Origin of the sequence: Brevibacterium epidermidis NBRC 14811, from assembly GCF_001570805.1 — a bacterium.
GTDB lineage: Bacteria > Actinomycetota > Actinomycetes > Actinomycetales > Brevibacteriaceae > Brevibacterium > Brevibacterium epidermidis.
In genome coordinates, this window is record NZ_BCSJ01000013.1 from 43,129 (window position 1) to 58,829 (window position 15,701).

The 15,701-nt window shown below is 63.3% G+C and carries 16 protein-coding genes; 4 read left to right on the plus strand and 12 right to left on the minus strand.

Annotated elements, in window-relative coordinates; genetic code table 11:
* Positions 1-16: 16 nt before the first annotated feature.
* The gene (locus BEP01S_RS09300) at positions 17-871 is read left to right on the plus strand and encodes a 3-hydroxybutyryl-CoA dehydrogenase (RefSeq protein WP_062242490.1); all 855 of its coding nucleotides are present in this window, start codon (positions 17-19) and stop codon (positions 869-871) included.
* Positions 872-956: 85 nt separating this feature from the next.
* On the opposite strand, the gene BEP01S_RS09305 is transcribed toward BEP01S_RS09300, so the two are convergent.
* A complete protein-coding gene (locus BEP01S_RS09305; protein WP_083532644.1) occupies positions 957-2,216 on the minus strand; it encodes an aspartate aminotransferase type Ic in 1,260 nt (419 codons plus the stop codon).
* A gap of 130 nt (positions 2,217-2,346) precedes the next feature.
* Here BEP01S_RS09305 and BEP01S_RS09310 point away from each other — a divergent pair, with 130 nt between their 5' ends.
* On the plus strand, positions 2,347-3,081 hold the full coding sequence (locus BEP01S_RS09310; RefSeq protein WP_062242492.1) for a class I SAM-dependent methyltransferase: 735 nt from the start codon (positions 2,347-2,349) through the stop codon (positions 3,079-3,081).
* Between the two features lie 107 nt (positions 3,082-3,188).
* Here BEP01S_RS09310 and BEP01S_RS09315 read toward each other — a convergent pair whose 3' ends face one another.
* On the minus strand, positions 3,189-3,659 hold the full coding sequence (locus tag BEP01S_RS09315) for an Hsp20/alpha crystallin family protein (RefSeq protein WP_039207672.1): 471 nt from the start codon (positions 3,657-3,659) through the stop codon (positions 3,189-3,191).
* Between the two features lie 82 nt (positions 3,660-3,741).
* Here BEP01S_RS09315 and BEP01S_RS09320 point away from each other — a divergent pair, with 82 nt between their 5' ends.
* Positions 3,742-4,674 (plus strand): AEC family transporter, encoded by a 933-nt coding sequence (locus tag BEP01S_RS09320; protein ID WP_062242494.1) that lies wholly within the window; start codon positions 3,742-3,744, stop codon positions 4,672-4,674.
* Between the two features lie 138 nt (positions 4,675-4,812).
* On the opposite strand, the gene BEP01S_RS09325 is transcribed toward BEP01S_RS09320, so the two are convergent.
* The 5 genes from BEP01S_RS09325 to BEP01S_RS09345 form a co-directional block, all read right to left on the minus strand.
* Entirely contained in the window at positions 4,813-5,328 is a 516-nt protein-coding gene (locus BEP01S_RS09325) for a ferritin (RefSeq protein WP_039207667.1), read from the minus strand.
* Between the two features lie 182 nt (positions 5,329-5,510).
* On the minus strand, positions 5,511-6,944 hold the full coding sequence (locus BEP01S_RS09330; RefSeq protein WP_062242496.1) for an amidase: 1,434 nt from the start codon (positions 6,942-6,944) through the stop codon (positions 5,511-5,513).
* On the minus strand, positions 6,941-8,182 hold the full coding sequence (locus BEP01S_RS09335) for an amidohydrolase (protein ID WP_062242498.1): 1,242 nt from the start codon (positions 8,180-8,182) through the stop codon (positions 6,941-6,943). Before BEP01S_RS09335 ends, BEP01S_RS09330 begins: the two co-directional genes overlap by 4 nt.
* A 107-nt stretch (positions 8,183-8,289) precedes the next feature.
* Positions 8,290-9,027, minus strand: coding sequence for a hypothetical protein (locus BEP01S_RS09340; protein WP_062242500.1), 738 nt, complete (start codon positions 9,025-9,027; stop codon positions 8,290-8,292).
* 9 nt (positions 9,028-9,036) lie between these two features.
* The gene (locus tag BEP01S_RS09345) at positions 9,037-9,783 is read right to left on the minus strand and encodes a DUF5058 family protein (RefSeq protein ID WP_062242502.1); all 747 of its coding nucleotides are present in this window, start codon (positions 9,781-9,783) and stop codon (positions 9,037-9,039) included.
* Between the two features lie 223 nt (positions 9,784-10,006).
* On the opposite strand from BEP01S_RS09345, the gene BEP01S_RS09350 reads away from it, so the two are divergent.
* Positions 10,007-10,567 carry a maleylpyruvate isomerase N-terminal domain-containing protein gene (locus tag BEP01S_RS09350; protein WP_062242504.1) on the plus strand — a complete coding sequence of 187 codons (561 nt, stop codon included), beginning with the start codon at positions 10,007-10,009 and terminating at the stop codon, positions 10,565-10,567.
* Between the two features lie 12 nt (positions 10,568-10,579).
* Here the strand turns inward: BEP01S_RS09350 and BEP01S_RS09355 are convergent, their stop codons facing one another.
* From BEP01S_RS09355 to BEP01S_RS09375, 5 genes are all read right to left on the minus strand, one after another.
* Complete coding sequence (locus BEP01S_RS09355; RefSeq protein WP_235354943.1) at positions 10,580-11,086, minus strand: hotdog fold domain-containing protein; 507 nt, start codon at positions 11,084-11,086, stop codon at positions 10,580-10,582.
* Positions 11,087-11,278: 192 nt separating this feature from the next.
* Positions 11,279-11,779: an MFS transporter gene (locus BEP01S_RS09360; protein ID WP_244882175.1), complete on the minus strand. Its 501-nt coding sequence runs from the start codon at positions 11,777-11,779 to the stop codon at positions 11,279-11,281.
* 403 nt (positions 11,780-12,182) lie between these two features.
* A complete protein-coding gene (locus BEP01S_RS09365) occupies positions 12,183-12,677 on the minus strand; it encodes a transglycosylase family protein (RefSeq protein ID WP_062242508.1) in 495 nt (164 codons plus the stop codon).
* Positions 12,678-12,906: 229 nt separating this feature from the next.
* Complete coding sequence (locus tag BEP01S_RS09370) at positions 12,907-15,279, minus strand: ATP-binding cassette domain-containing protein (RefSeq protein ID WP_244882176.1); 2,373 nt, start codon at positions 15,277-15,279, stop codon at positions 12,907-12,909.
* Positions 15,280-15,284: 5 nt separating this feature from the next.
* Complete coding sequence (locus BEP01S_RS09375) at positions 15,285-15,695, minus strand: VOC family protein (RefSeq protein ID WP_039207654.1); 411 nt, start codon at positions 15,693-15,695, stop codon at positions 15,285-15,287.
* Positions 15,696-15,701: the final 6 nt, after the last annotated feature.

A 15,701-nucleotide genomic window follows, 5' to 3' on the forward strand; every position in this document is an offset into this window, starting at 1 on the left:
AAGAAGGAGAAAGTTTATGAGCATCCAGCGCACAGCCGTCATCGGCAGCGGACTCATGGGAGCCGGAATCGCCGAGGTGCTGGCGAAGTCCGGTCTCGACGTCATCGTCCGTGAGATCAATGAGGAGGCATCGGCCGCCGGTCGTGCTCGCATCGAGAAGTCCCTGGCTCGCGCCGTGGACAAGGGCAAGCTCGATGCCGCTGCCCGCGACGAGGCCCTGGGCCGGCTGCGGTTCACCACCGATATCAATGATCTCGCCGACTGCCAGCTCGTCATCGAAGCAGCAAGTGAGAACGAAGACATCAAGAAGTCGATCTTCGCCGAACTCGACAAGGTCGTCACCGACCCGGAGACGATCCTCGCTTCGAACACGTCATCGATGCCGATCATCCGCTTCGCCCAGTCGACCTCGCGTCCCGAACGCGTGCTCGGCGTCCATTTCTTCAACCCGGCACCCGTGCAGCCGCTGGTGGAGATCGTCTCCTCGATCCTCACCGCCGAGGATGTCCGCGACACCGTGACCACGTTCGTCGCCGATGTGCTCGGCAAGAACCCGATCCAGGCCGATGACCGGCCCGGCTTCATCGTCAACGCCCTGCTCATCCCGTACCTGCTCAGCGCGGTCAGGATGCTCGAGTCCGGGTTCGCGACAAAGGAGGACATCGACGCAGGCATGGTGGGCGGCTGCGCGCACCCGATGGGCCCGATCAAGCTCGCCGACCTCGTCGGACTCGACACCTGCCTCTATGCCGCGCAGAGCATGTATGAGGAGACCGGCGATCCGGCCGCGAAGCCGCCGATCCTGCTCTCTCGCATGGTCGATGCCGGACTGCTCGGTGTGAAGTCCGGACGCGGCTTCTACGAATACTGAGTCGAATCACCCGGATAAGACAGGTCCGCCCCGAACCGAATGGTTCGGGGCGGACCTGTTTCCGTCTGCAGACTCTGCTCGGAGATCAGCCGGCCAGCAGCTTCTCATAGCTGGCCAGCCGGACGCAGGCCACGAGCCCCTTGGCCGCGAGTTCGACCTCATTAAGGGTCGGCATCGTCGGGGCGATGCGGATGACGTTGTTGTGCGGGTCGAGCCCGTACGGATGAGTGGCTCCGGCAGGTGTGAGCTTCACTCCGGCCTCACCGGCGAGTTTGACCACCCGATCGGCGATGCCCTCCATCGTCGTCAGAGTGATGAAGTAGCCGCCGTCCGGTGAGGTCCACTGTGCGAGTTCGTCTGCTCCGAGTCCGACCTCCAGCGCCGTGAGCACGGCCTCGAACTTCGGAGCGATGATCTCAGCGTGCTTGCGCATATGAGCTTCGACACCGGCGGAATCGGAGAAGAACCGGACATGTCGCAGCTGGTTGATCTTGTCCGGACCGATCGCGACATTTCCGAGGTTCGCTCGCATCCAGTCGACCGTGGCCGGGCCGCCGGCGAAGAACGAGACTCCGGCGCCCGCATGAGTGATCTTCGATGTCGAGGCGAAGATCCATGCTCGTTCGGGATGACCCGCCTCGGCGCACAGGCTGAGGATGTCGAGATTGTTCGGATGGTCCTCACGCAGGTGGTGGACTCCGTAGGCGTTGTCCCACAGTAGGGTGAAGTCGGGTGCCGCCGTCGGCATGGCCGCGAGTTCCCGCGCCCTCGCCTCGGTGATGGTGATCCCGGTCGGATTGGAGTACATCGGGACCAGCCACATGCCCTTGACCGCCGGATCTTCGGCGAGGCGCTGAGCCTCGGAGATGATCGGACCTTCGTCGTCCATCGGGATCGTCAGCAGTTCGAAGCCGAGCGATTCGGCCAGAGTGAAATGACGGTCGTAGCCGGGCACGGGGCACAGCAGCTTGTGCGGGCCCTGGCCCCAAGGGCGGTCATCGATTGCTGTTCCGTGCATGAGCGCGAAGGTCAGTGCTTGGGCCATGAATGTCAGCGAGGCGTTGCCACCGGCCAGCAGCTGTTCGGCCGGCACCTTGAGCAGTGGGGCGAAGATCTCGCGCAGTTCGATGAGACCGTCGAGACCGCCGTAGTTACGGGTGTCGACTCCGCCGGGGCTGAAGCAGTCGTCGTCGCTGACCGCGGTGAGCAGATCCGCAGCGAGGTCGAGCTGTTCGGGGGCGGGCTTGCCTCGAGTGATATCGAGGGCGAGGCCGCGGGAGGCGAATTCCTCGTAGGCGGCGGAGGCCTCATCCAGTTTGGACTGGAGATCGGACGGTGCGGACATACTGACTCCTCAGGGCTGGGAACGGGCCGTTGACTCCATCCTATCGACTCGCCGAATGCCGACGACGCTAGAGTGGTCTGCAGCGGTCGCGGCGACGACCGGTGCAGTCTCGGTGAAAGGCAGACTTTAAATGGTGCGACCACGCGCGCAGGCCGCCCACGGACGCAGTTTCGGTGCCCAGGCCGGAGTCTACGACGAGGTGCGTCCCGGTTATCCCGATGCGGCCCTCGCCTTGGCACTGACGGGGTGGGACCGGCAATGGTCCGATCTGCGAGTGTGCGACCTCGGCGCGGGAACCGGGATCCTCAGCCGCCGACTGCACGCTCTGGGCACCGAACTCGTCGCTGTTGATCCCGACGCTGTCGCCCTCGAACGCAATCCTGCTCCCACGGTGGTCGGCACCGCTGAGGACACCGGCATGGAGGCGGAGAGCGTCGACCTCGTCACCGTCGCTCAGGCCTGGCATTGGTTCGACGAACCGAGAGCCGCCGCCGAGGTGGCCCGCGTCCTCAAACCCGGAGGCCGGCTCCTCATCCTCATCAACCAACTCGATGTCCGCGTCGACTGGGTGCTGCGTCTGAGTCGGATCATGCACGCCGGCGACGTGTACCGCCCGCAGTACCGGCCCGACCCCGGAGCCGGGCTGACTCTCATCGATCATCGGCTCGTCGAATTCACCACCGAACTGTCCGTCGACGGCATCGTCGACTTGGCGCGGACGCGTTCCTATTGGCTGCGCTCCAATGAGAAGACGCGGGCCAGAGTCGAATCGAATCTGCGGGAATATCTGAGTGTCGAACATCCGATTCCGGACACGGTGCACCTGCCGTATATGTGCTTGGCCTATCTCCTCGAGCGGCGCTGAACGAACGAAGCGGGCCGCACCCTTTTCGGGTGCGGCCCGCTGTCAGCATCTGAGGATCGGAGTCCGATCCTCAGTGCGCTCAGTTTCGCTGTGACTCAGCGCCAGATTCAGCTGTCGGCGCCGGGGGAGCGGGTTTCGTCCGACGAGGACGATTCGACCACCTCGGGGGCGGACTGTCCGGATGAGTGCGACACGGAGATCTTCCGGGGGCGTGCCTCCTCGGCGACGGGGATCGTCAGCGTGAGGACGCCGTCGCTGAAATCGGCGCGGATGCGGTCCAGGGCCACCCGGTTGCCGAGCGTGAGCTGGCGGGCATAGGTGCCGTTTGTGCGTTCCCTGGTCAGCCACTTCACGTCCTTGTCGGCGACTTCGGACTCGCGGCGGGCACGCACGGTCAGCGTGCGGTCTTCGACGTCGACATCGATGCTGTTCGGATCGACTCCGGGCATGTCGATGCGGGCGATGAAGACTTCGCCGTCACGGTAGAGGTCCATCGGCAGGGTGGTGGCATTCGGGGTGCGGGTCACCTCGGAGAAGAATCGGTCGAGGTCACGGATGGGGTCGAAACGTGTAGCCATGTGCTTCCTTTCGTTCGGGTCCTACATTGAGTCAAACACACTCAACTTTGAAATGATTCCAAACTCATGAAATTCTCAGTCTGTGAGCCTGGTTCCGATACTCCTCGCCCTCCTTCCCGTCACGGCGCTCATCGCCTTCGGCCTCGTGCTGAAGAGGCTGCCGGGTTTTCGGAACCCGGAGTTCTGGTCGGGTGCGGAGAGACTCGCGTACTACTGCTTGCTTCCGGTACTCCTCTTCACCTCCGTCGCCGAGGTGGACGTGGCCCATGTCCCGCTCGCGCGCTTGGCAGCGGCACTCGTCATTCCCACCGTGATCGTGTCCCTGGGCATCGTTCTGGCTCGCCGAGTCGTCGCCCGCGATCTGCCCGCCTTCACCTCCGTGCTGCAGGGCGGGATCCGCTTCAACACCTATATCGGCCTGTCCCTGGCGGGCAGTCTGTTCGGATCCGAAGGCAGTGCTGTGGCCGCAATCGTGGCAGCCATCCTCGTCCCCACGGTCAATGTCATTTCGAGCCTCGGATTCGAATTCCTGCGCACGGGGCCGACCTCTCTGCTCGCGCTGATTAAGGCGATCGTGACGAATCCTCTGGTCCTCGGCTGCGTCGCCGGAGCCGCGGCGAACATCACCGGTCTGGGGCTGCCGGATGTAGCGGCGACGGTCCTCGATCCCTTGGCAGCCGCCTCGCTGCCCATCGGACTGCTGTGCGTCGGCGCCGGCCTGCAGACATTCTCCATGCGTGCGCATGCCCGGGCCATCATCGCGTCGACGCTCATCAAACTGCTCGTCCTTCCGGGGCTGTCGCTGACGGCTCTGGCCATTCTCGACATCCCGACGGTGCCGGCACTGGTCGGGCTGATCTTCCAGTCGATCGCCACGGCGAGCTCGGGCTACGTCATGGCACGGCAGCTCGGGGGAGATGCGAAGCTCATGGCCGCCCTGATCGCCGGTCAGACCGTCGTCATGCTTCTGACCCTGCCGATCGTGCTCCTCATCGGACAGTCCGTGCTCGGCTGAGCGCTCAGCTTCATTGCCGCCGTCTCGTTTCTGGACAGCAGAACGGCCGACCCCGTTATGGGATCGGCCGTTGAGTTGTACCGCTCGACTCACGTCGCTCGATTTGAGCGCTGAGCCCGAGTGGTCAGACTGCGAAGGTCACTCGCCGTCGGCGGTGATATCGGGGTGGCGTGAGCCGAGCTCGGAATCGATGCGCAGGACGCCTGCACCGTCGGTGCCGACGCGCTCGAGGCGGCCGATGATCTCGGAAATGCTCGACTCTTCCTCGACCTGCTCGTCGATGAACCAGTGCAGCAGCGGCAGGACATCGAGGTCGGCTTCGGACTGAGCGGTCCGGTAGAGGTTGCGGATCGACTCGGAGACCTTCTCCTCATGTGCCAGAGCGGCCTTGAAGTAGTCGATCGGCTGCGAGCCGGAGACCTTCGGAGCAGCGATATCGCCGATCTGAGGGGTGAATCCGCGGTCGAGGCAGTGCTGAGTGAACTTAGCGGCGTGAACCTGCTCTTCCTCTGACTGGGCGCGCATCCAGCGCGTCATTCCGGGCAGATCGAGATCATCGAGCTGGATGGAGAGCTGGAGGTAGACCAACGAGGCTTCGAGTTCGAGGGTGACCTGCTCGTTGAGGACCTTCTGCATGGCGGGGCTCAGGTGCATCTTTTACTCCTTTGCGGTTCGAGGCGGATCCATTCCGCCTGCTTAGACACTATCCTGACACCTTTTCTAGAACCGTTCCAGTGTGGAAAGGCTCGGCAAACTCTGCGCAGGTTTGCCATACCTGCCTTCCCTTCTGCCCGTATTCAGACGGAATCGGCAGCGATCTCCGCGCGAAGATCCGTTCAGAGCTCAGGGTGCCGCGCGTGGTGGCCGGTTGCGGCTTCGAAGGCATGCGCAACTCGGAGCAGCTCGACATCAGCACCTGGTTTCGCCACGATCTGCACACCGACCGGCAGGCCGGAGTCCGAGAAGCCGGCCGGCACCGAGATCGCCGGGCACCCGGTTGCCGAGATCAGGCACAGTGCCCGCATCCAATCGAGGTAGTTCTCCAGCCGCACTCCGTTGATCTGCGTCGGATATTCGATATCCGCATCGAACGGCAGGACCTGGCAGGTCGTGAGCACGAGGACATCGTGTCCGGCGAAAAAGCGGTCGATCTCACCGTGGAGGCGAGTGCGTGCGGCTTCTGCCGAGGCCACCTCAGCACCGGTGAGTTCAAGGCCCATGCGGATGTTCCATCTCACCGATTCCTTGATCTTGTCCGGGTGTGCCTCATACAGCCCGCCCCAGGAGCCCACGAAGTCAAGTGCTCGACGGACAATGAACACCTCATCGGCGTCGATGAGGTTCGGGATCTCGTCGTCCACATGCGCGCCGAGGCGGCCGAACACCTGAGCGGCGGAGGCGACGATGTCCTTCACCTCTGTCTCGACCGGCAGCAGTCCGTCCAGATCGGGACTGAACCCGACCCGGAGACCGGTGAGGTCGGGGGAGCGGTCAGCCTCGAGGGCGAATTCCGGCAGGTCGAAGACTCCGCCCGACTCGGGGATCGATCCCGGCGCCGAGGCATGTGGACCGGAGGCCACGGACATCAGCAGCGCCACATCGGAGACCGTACGGGCCATGAACCCGCTCTGCGACAGCCACGCATAGGGATTGCCCGGGGCAACGTGCGGGATGCGGCCGTTGCTCGGTCGGAATCCGACGACGTTGTTGAACGATGCCGGCGAGCGCAGCGATCCGCCCATATCCGATCCGTCTCCGGAGGCCTGGATCCCGGCCGCGAGCACCGCCCCGACCCCGCCGGAGGATCCCGATGCCGATTTCGTCCGGTCGTACGGGTTCACCGTTGTGCCGAACACCTCGTTGAAGGTGTGCGAGCCGGCCGCGAATTCGGGCACATTCGTCTTGCCCGTCGTCGTGATCCCCGCGGCCCTGAGTCGGGCGATGATGAGCGCATCCGATTCGGGTACGCGATCGGCCATGAGCGGCGAACCCCAGGTGGTGCGCATTCCCGCGGTGTCGTGAGTGTCCTTATGGGTCATCGGCACCCCATGCAGGGCACCGTAGCTCTCTCCGCGAGCTGTCGCGGCGTCGGCGGCTGCGGCCTGGGCGAAGGCGGCTTCGTCGTCACGGGTGACGACGGCATTGAGGGCAGGGTTGACCTCGTCGACGCGGTCGAGGTGGACCTGCAGCGCCTCTCGCGCCGAGACCTCCTTGGATGCGATCCGGGCCGCCAGTTCACGAGTCGACCACCACAGCATCTCGTCGCTCATGCGCGGTCCTTTCCGACCTTGCTCAGCACTGCAGAAAGGGCGGCTCTGATGCCGGTCTCGAGCGTGGTCTCAACATCGTCGGGGGCGAAATACGGGGAGTGGTTCCCGGGCGGGGTCACTCCGCCTTCGAACTTCGCGGGGGAGTAGCCGCCGAAGAACCAGTACACGTACGGGACTCCGATGTCATCGCCGAAGGCTCCGACATCCTCGCTGCCGGTGGACGGCTCAACCAGATGAACCTGCTCGGTACCGAGTTCGGCTCCCACATGGGTGAGGAACGACTCGGTCTCCTCGGGATCGTTGAAGCAGCGCGGGAACCGATACATCTCCTCGATCTCCGGTTCCGGTGCCCCAGACGCCTGCGCCTCGGCGAAGATGATGCGGCGGACACGGTCGAGGACGACTTCGCGGACATCCTCGGTGAAGGTGCGGATATTGAGTTTGAACTCGGCGGAGTCGGGGATGATGTTCTCCTTGAGTCCGCCGTGGAAGGTGCCCACGGTGACCACGGACATATCGCGGCCGGAGATCTCGCGTGACACGACCGACTGGAGGCGGGTGATCATATAGGCGCCGAGGACGATCGGGTCGATCGCGTTCTCCGGCTGTGAGCCGTGCGCCTGCTTGCCCTTGACGGTCACACGCAGGCAGTCGGACATCGCCATGGCGGTGCCGCTGCTGACGTAGACGTGCCCCGCTGCTCCGGGCCACACGTGCTGGCCGAAGATGACCTCGGGACGCACGATCTGATCCCACAGACCGTCGTCGAGCATTGCGCGCGCACCTTGGCCGGTCTCCTCACCGGGCTGGAAGATCATGACGACGGTTCCCGACCACAGATCCCTGTGTGTGACGAGGTGCTTGGCGAGGTAGAGCCCGACGGTGATGTGGGTGTCGTGGCCGCAGCCGTGCATGACCTTAGTGGTCTCCCCGTCGGGAAGCGTGCCGTCCGCGGTGGAGGCGTAGTCGTACCCGGTGTCCTCGCTGATCGGCAGTCCGTCGATGTCGGCCCGGTAGCCGATGACAGGTCCGTCGCCGTTCTCGATCACGGCAACGACTCCGGTCCCGCCGAAGGTGTGGGTCGTGAGGCCGAGGGACTGGAGCCGGGAGGCGATCTCGGCGGCGGTGTTCGTCTCCTGCATCGACAGTTCGGGAGTGCGGTGGAAGTGTTTGTAGTCGGCGATCGTCTGGTCGAGATCGGCACTGATCGACGCGCGGATGGCGGGGTTGAGAGACATGATGTCCTTTCAGCAGTGGTCTGGTCTCATCTTGGCAGGAATTGACGAATGCGGTCGGCGATCTCGGCAGTCGGGCGCCGACCGCATTCGGTTGTCGTCAGTGTGCGTCAGTTGATGCCCACGGTATCGGTGCCATAGGTGTCGGCCTTCTTGTCCGTGACCGACTTGTTGCGTGTGAACCAAGTGATGAGGATGGTCAGGAACACGACGATGGCGACGTCTCCGGGCGCGAGCACGGGAACCAGCTGCACGAGGACGAGAATGACCAGCGCCGCCATGCCCAGGGCGATGAGCGTCGACTTCAGCTGCTTGAGGGACGCGATGAGCTGGACGGTGACGCCGCCGAGGATGGCCGGCAGGATGTAGAGCTTCGCGACGAGGGTGATCGGCTCGGGAATGAGGGCGACGAGCCAAGTGCCGAGGATGCCGACGAAGAGGACCATCGAGGCGACGTGGATGATCGCGGCCCCGCAGATCGCCATCGTTGCCGCATATTCGCCCTTGCGGGTGCCCGGCTTCGCGCCGATCGTGTCCTGAGCGACGATCGCCGAGGGCAGCAGCTTGTTCGAGACATTGCCGATCATGAAGGCCTGGTACATGCCTGCGGGCCCGAGGATCGGGAAGTAGGTGAGAGGTTCGACGATATAGAAGACTCCGTAGACGGCGAACACGGCGAGGAATCCCTTGAGGATCTCCCCGAAGTTGATGTTCGCATCGGCGACGAAGAGCAGATAGAAGGGCACCGAGGTGGCGATGAGGAATCCGATGAACAGCGTGATCGAACCCCACCGGGTGGTGGTGCGTTCGAATGCCGCGTGTGAGGGTGATGTGATGATCGATGACATGGTCTCTCCTCAGGCTTCGGGCAGTCCGAGACCGGCGTAGTGGGCGAAATAGGCGGCGACGAGGCCGATGAGCAGGGAGAATCCCAGTCCCCATTCCTTCAGCCAGTTCTGTTTGAGCGTTTTGGCCAGCAGCAGGCAGATGCTCATCACCACGGCCGAGACGATGACGGCGATGACATGTGTCGGCGACTTCGGCAGCTCGCGGAAGGTCAGAGCCGCAAAGGCGGCGAGCAGTGCGGCGCCCGGGATGATCGACATCAGCGCAGGGTTGACCTTCTCGAGCTTGTGGGAGCTGCGTTTGAAGATCGGGGTGAGGATGAGGGTGGAGATCATCCAGCCTGCGCCCGAGAGGCTCATCGCCATGAGAGCGACGATGAAGACACCGCGGGTGAAGGTCTCATCGCCGAGGTTCGCGCCCATAGTGCCTGCCGCCAGCGAGGCAGAGGCGACCTCTGTGGCGGCGGATCCGATGAGTCCGACGCGGACGATGACCGGGGGAGTGCCGAACAGAGGCAGGAGGGCGATGGCCACGAGCACCACAGACAGGGATGGTCCGATCGCGGCGACTCCGCCGGCGCGGAAGGCCGAACGGACTTCCTGTTGGCTCATTCCTGCGGACTCGGCGTTCTTCTTCACCGCAGTCATGTAGATGAGCGACTGAACGACGACGACACCCATCACCGCCAGAGCGAGTATCCAGAGTATCGGGGCATTTGCGAGGCCGAGGTAGTCGGCCGAACCGCTGGCCATAGGCATGGTCAGCTCCTCACTTCATTGTTGAGTTGCAGATACGCACACCGGCAGGCGGCATTGGTATACCATCACGCGGTGCGCAGGATCAACCTATACTGACCGAACGGTCAGGGGCCATGGGTTGAGCAGATTTTCTCAGTTCCCGAGACTTATCACTGTGATAGTCGCTCTCGATCTCGCAGTCGAAGTCGGCGTCTCTGGAGGCTGGTCGACGTAGGCTGAGGACATGGACACAGAGACGGCAGAGCAGCTCGATCGCGCGGAAGTCTGCTGGGAGACGACGCTCCGGAAGGTGCGGGAATCCGACCTGAAGCGCACGAGCGGAGCCGGCGACTGGACGAATGCGGAGCTCATCCACCATCTCATCGGCGGGGGAGTCCGCTACACAAAGCTGCTGGAGCAGGCGAGCACTGCCGAGGTCGAGGCCACGCGAGGAGCCGACCACCTCGGCGATGACATGCTCGAGTCATTCTGGACGCACGAGAGGGAGTTCAGATCGCTCGCGGACAGCTGTGATCTCACGGCGCTGGTTGCTCACCGGATCGGGAACATTCCGGGGGAGCAGCTTGTGCAGATGCGCATCCTCGAACTCACACTCCACGCCGCGGATCTCTCACGTGGAATCGGCTCTGACTGGCCCATCGACGAAGAGCTCGCGAAGTTCATCTTCGACGAACTCGGCGATCTCATCATCGCGCTGGGAGCCGTGGGCGGATATGAACCGCCGCGCTTCAGCGACGATGGGAATTCGTATGCGCAGAGGGTGTTGTTGCTCTCCGGTCGGTGAGAGCCCGGTGTACTAGCCCTTCTTCGGCGAGACGTGCATGGTGATGCGGGCCGTGACGAAGGCGGTTCCCTCGGCGTCGAGGACGTCGACGGGCACGATGATGTCGAACTTCTCGGGGCCGAAATCGGGAATCTCATCGAGGCGAGCGATCGCGGTGACCGCAGTGGTCGCCTTGGCGTTGTATTCGACGGTCATGCCCGCGGGAATCCATCGATGCGAGGCGGGCACGGTCGCCTCGGTGAGCATTCCTCCGGCAACCTCGGCCATATTGCACGAGGCGATCGCATGGTAGGTGCCGAGGTGGTTGCGCACACCGCGGCGGTTTGGGGCGCTGACTCGACAGTAGCCCGGGCGCATCTCGTGGATGAGCGGATGGACCGTGCGGAAATACGGAGCCTTGAAGCAGACGGCCTGGGTGAACAAGTGCTTGCCCAGAGGCAGTTCCTTCATCTTCTTCCACAGCGCGTAGGTCTTTCCCGTGCCGGGCATCGCTGTCGTCTCTGCAGTATCGACGGTCATCGTCGTGTCCCTTCGTTGCGGTGTGAAGACTGCGAACTCAGTTCGACCGAGATGGTCACTGTCAGTGCGAGTCAGCGTGAACTAAGTTACTTATCAGTAGACACTAGCAGAGCGACGCTTCGGAGTGAACGACTCGAGCTCGGAAGTGACCTCATCGGCAGGGGAGTGCGACTTCGATGAACCGCCGATAATTCAAGCGGAGGCCTTCCCTCGCACGAGCTGCTTGTCTCTGTCGGGGTCGGCGAGGACGATCGCGAGGACCGCGCGGACACCCGAGACGATCCCCATGATCCGGAATGCGGTGGCGTAGCCGAGACCCGGATCGCTTGCCGCATCGACGATAAGACCGGTCACATAGGGGCCGACGAGTCCGCCGATTGCCATGAGCGCCAGGAATACACCGAGAGTGCCCGCAGTCTGGGCCGGCGGGCAGATCTGGGAGACGGCTGCATTCGCCAGGGGCAGTACGACAGCGCCGATGAACGCGCAGAGCGCAGGGAAGACGATTCTCACTGCTCGGGTCGGCCACCCTTTTGCCGACAGACGGTCGGAGAGCAGCGTTCCGCTCACCATGCTGATGAGGCCGGCCAGCGACGGAGCCGCCAGCAGCACACCGGAGTTGAGTCGAGAGTAGCCGAGGCCGACTTCGAAGTAGGACGGCAGCCAGGTGAGGACGTCTGGGTCCGAGCGCACGAGCAAGGACTTCTTCAACAGCTTCGCCCGTCGGCCTCATCGCCGGCTGCTTGGCCGCCACATCGCCTCCTGAAACGTCGCTGTCAGTCGTGCGGCACCGCACGAGGTCAGTCTATACGGGCGACCGATCGATGCAGGCCTGCACGCGGTCCGAGTGCGACCCGGGAGAGGGGCTCCTGATCTTTACTTAACATAATGTATATTATCGGCGTGATACCGGAACTGGTGCATAGAGCCGAAACACTGACTGCTGTGGACAGAGATGAAGCGCTCCGGAAACCCTGCAGATGACGCTGACACGACAATGGCCGTGAGCGACGAACGTGTCGCTCACGGCCATTCCATGATCACAGCGCGCATGTGCGTGCGTGCGGATCATCGAAGGTCAGATCATTCAGCGATCTCAGCTGCCGACGGTGACGTTTCCGCCGAGGCCGACCTTGCCGCTGTCGCTCGAGCCGTCGTCGTCCTTCTTGCCGTCGTCGCCGGATCCGCCGCCGTCATCGGCCGCTCCGTTCTTCTTCGTCAGTCCTGCCTTTTCGCCGCAGACCGGCCAGGCGCCTGGGCCCTGTTCCTTCAGAGTCTTCTGGGCGATGTCGATCTGTTCTGCCTTGCTGGCCTTGTGCGGCATTCCTTCACCGCCGAAGGCCTTCCATGTCTGTTCGGAGAACTGCAGTCCGCCGTAGTATCCGTTGCCGGTGTTGATGTGCCAGTCACCGCCGGATTCGCATTCGGCGACCTTGTCCCAGACGCCCTTCTCAGATGCCTGAGCCGGTTCCCCTGCGCTCAGTCCGGTCATTCCGGCGGCTGCAACAGCGCCGGCGCCGACGAGCAGGGCGACCTTGCGGAGGCTTGTGCTGTAGAGGTTCACTGTGTCTTCTCCAAAGTACGACTGCATTTCGGTTCTGTAACCCGGTCGTTACCGAGCCGTTATACACCGTAACGAATCTGCAGTGCAGAGTGAACCCGAGACCGTGAATTCAGCATCCGAATCGCATCCGCACAACCTGAACGGACCCTGCACAGAACCGGCTCTGAGCCTCCTGACCGGGACCGATAGGGAGCCGACCGTCGACGACTCCCCTGGTTTCTGACCCGCAGTTCTGCAGCAGACAGTTGCCTCCGGCTCAGGAATTCACATATTCAGCGAGATGCTTCGCGGTGAGCGATTCGTTCGCCTTCGCTCCTGTGACCAAATCGGCCGGACTGCCTTCGAACACGATGGTTCCACCGTCGTGTCCGGCGCCAGGTCCCAGGTCGATGATGTGATCGGCATGAGCCATCACCGCCTGGTGGTGTTCGATGACGATGACGGTCCGTCCGGAATCGACGAGCCCGTCGAGCAGGCGCAGCAGGTTCTCGACATCGGCCAGGTGCAGACCTGTCGTCGGTTCGTCGAGGATGATCACCTGTGCGGCATCGGCGGCCTTCGCCGACAGGTGAACAGCCAGCTTCAAACGCTGTCGTTCTCCCCCGGACAGTGTCGTCAGCGGCTGGCCGAGACTGACATAGCCCAGTCCCACCTCGGCGAGGATCTTCAAGATCTTGACGACCGCGGGAATGCGCGACTCCCCCGCACCGAAGTGCTCGATCGCCGAGTCCACTGGCAGATCCAAGACCTCTCGGATGTTGAGTCCGCCCAGGGTGAATTCGAGCACCTCGGTTTGGAAGCCCTTGCCCTCGCACTCATCGCACGGTGCGGATACGCCGCCCATGAGCGCCATATCCGAATAGATGATCCCGGCGCCGTTGCACACTGGGCACGCACCTTCGGAATTTGCGCTGAACAGGGAGGGCTTGACCCCGTTGGCCTTCGCGAACGCCTTCCGAATGGGCTCGAGCATCCCTGTGTACGTGGCAGGGTTGCTGCGCCTCGATCCTTTGATCGGCGCCTGGTCGATCATCACGACCCCATCGCGTCCCCGCAGGGAACCTTCGATGAGGCTGCTCTTGCCGGATCCGGCAACACCTGTGACGACGGTGAGCACGCCGAGGGGCACATCGACGTCGACATCGCGCAGATTGTGCGACCCGGCGTCGCGGATCTCGAATGCTCCGGTCGGCTTTCGCACCGTGTCCTTCAGCGCCGCTGTGTATCCGAGGTGCTGCCCGGTCAGCGTATCCGAATTCCGCATATCGTCGACGGTGCCGGTGAAGGTCACCTCTCCCCCGTTGCTGCCTGCACCGGGTCCGAGGTCGACGATGTGGTCGGCGATGAGGATCGTCTCGGGTTTGTGTTCGACGACGAGTACCGTGTTGCCTTTGTCGCGCAGTGCCAGAAGCAGCTCGTTCATCGATTGGATGTCGTGCGGGTGCAGGCCGATCGTCGGTTCGTCGAAGACGTAAGTGACGTCCGTGAGCGAAGAGCCCAGGTGGCGGACGAGTTTGATCCGTTGGGCCTCTCCCCCGGACAGCGACCCTGCCGATCGGTCCAGAGACAGATATCCGAGTCCGATGTCGATGAACGCGCGCACATCCGCGCGCAGCGAATCGAGCAACGCCGAGGCGTTCCCAGGCTCGATCTGGTCCAGCCAGTCCGTAATGTCCGAGATCTGCAGAGCGCAGACATCGGCGATCGATTTCCCGGCGATCAGAGACGAGCGGGCTGCCGTGTTGAGGCGTGTTCCCTCGCATTCGGGGCAGGTGGTGAACACGACGGCGCGGTCGACGAATTCGCGGATGTGCTTCTGCATCGCGTCCCTGTCTTTGGACAGGAACGAGCGTCGGATCCGCGGGATCAGCCCGTCGAAGGTGATGTTCGTGCCGTTGATCTTGACCTTTTCACCTTCGGCATAGAGCAGATAGTGGCGCTCCTTTTCGTCGAAGTCAGCGACGGGTTTGTCCGGGTCGAAGTACCCGGATTCGGAGAACAATCGCACGGACCAGCCGCCGGGTTTGTATCCGGGGACGGTGATGGCTCCGTCGTTCAATGATTTCGACTCATCGACCACCTCGGCGATGGAGATGTCCGTGGCCGTGCCCATTCCCTCACAGTGCGGGCACATGCCGCCGTTGACGGAGAACGACTTGCGTTCGACTTGCTTGCCCTCGCCCTTGTCGATGGTCACCGCGCCCTTGCCGCTGAGGGTGGCGACGTTGAAGGAATAGGCGTTCGTCGATCCGAGGTTCGGTTCTGCCAGACGGGCGAAAAGCGTGCGCAGCTTCGCGTTGATGTCCGATACCGTGCCCACGGTGGAGCGCGGGTTTGCCCCGATCCGCTCCTGATCGACGAGGATGGCGGTCGTCAGTCCCTCGAGGACGTCGACCTCGGGGCGGGCCATCGCCGGCATGAAGCCTTGGACGAAAGCGGAGTAGGTCTCGTTGATCATCCGCTGGGATTCGGCGGCGATGGTGTGGAAGACCAATGAGCTCTTGCCGGAGCCGGAGACTCCGGTGAAGACTGTGAGGCGTCGTTTGGGGATCTCGACGCTGACGTTCTTGAGGTTGTTCTCGCGGGCTCCGCTGACGCGGATGAGGTCATGGCTGTCTGCTGTGTGCACCGGGGTCAGCCTCTCTGCTGAATGCGGATCATGTTGCCGGCGGGGTCCCGCAGTGCGCAGTCTCGCAGACCATAGGGCTGGTCCATCGGTTCCTGCACGATCTCGGCGCCTTTGGCCTCCACCTCGGCGAATGCCTCATCGACGTTCGGGGTTGCGAGCACGATCGCACCATAGCTGCCCTTGGCGATAAGCGCTTCGATGGTCTCGCGTTCGGTGTCGCTGATCGTCGGGTCGGTCACGGGCGGGGTGAGCACGATCGATGTGTCCGGCTGTCCGACGGGGCCGACGGTCAGCCAGCGCATGCGTCCGGATCCGACGTCGAGGCGCAGCTCGAAGCCGAGGATGTCACGGTAGAAGGTCAGGGATTCGTCGGCATCGGTATGCGGTAGGAAACTGGCGTTGATCGAGATGTCCATGTCAGC